At 75.8% G+C, this 796-nt stretch carries 1 protein-coding gene; it reads left to right on the forward strand.

Annotation, left to right across the window (positions count from 1 at the left end; genetic code table 11):
* Nucleotides 1–796 (forward strand): SMC hinge domain-related protein (locus H7I41_RS17095; RefSeq protein ID WP_505011367.1); only part of this gene is annotated, 796 nt, incomplete at both ends.

Consider the following 796-nt stretch of genomic DNA (forward strand, 5'->3'; position numbering starts at 1 on the left):
GATCGTGCTGGGGGACTGGCCCGCGGCCGCCGTGCCACCGGCGGAGACGCTGCCCGCGGGGGCGGTGTGGGCGACCGATGTGGTGGATGCGCCCGACCGGCTGCGCGGGGCTGTCACGGCGATGCTCGCCCACGTCGCCGTGGTCGATGACCTGGCGGCGGCGCAGCAGCTGGTGACCGCCCGGCCCGGCCTGCGCGCGGTGACCGCCGACGGTGACCTGTTCGGGGCGGGCTGGGTCAGCGGCGGATCGGACCGCAAGCCGAGCACGCTGGAGATCGCCTCGGAGATCGACAAGGCCCGCACGGACCTGGTGGCCGCGGAGAAACTGGTCGGCGAGCTGACCGCCGCGCTGGCAGGCGCACTCGACGAACAACGCGCCCGCCAGGACTCCGCCGAGGAGGCGCTGGCCGCCCTCAACGAGTCCGACGCGGCGATCTCGGCCATCTACGAGCAGCTAGGCCGGCTCGGGCAGGACGCCCGCGCCGCCGACGACGAATGGCAGCGGCTGATCACCCAGCGCGACGAGTTGGAGACCGGCCGCGCGCGCACCGTCGAGGAGCTCGCCGAGATCGAGCAGCGCCTGCACAACGCCGAGCAGGTGCCGACCATGGAGGCCGAACCGGTCGACCGGCAGGCGTCGATGGCCGCCGCCGAGGCGGCCCGCTCCGTCGAGGTGGAGGCGCGGCTGACCGTGCGCACCGCCGAGGAACGCGCGAATGCCGTTCGCGGACGGGCCGATTCACTGCGCCGGGCGGCGGCCGCCGAGCGGGAGGCCCGGCTGCGGGCCCAGCGCGCC

The organism is [Mycobacterium] manitobense, from assembly GCF_025821665.1.
GTDB lineage: Bacteria > Actinomycetota > Actinomycetes > Mycobacteriales > Mycobacteriaceae > Mycobacterium > Mycobacterium arseniciresistens.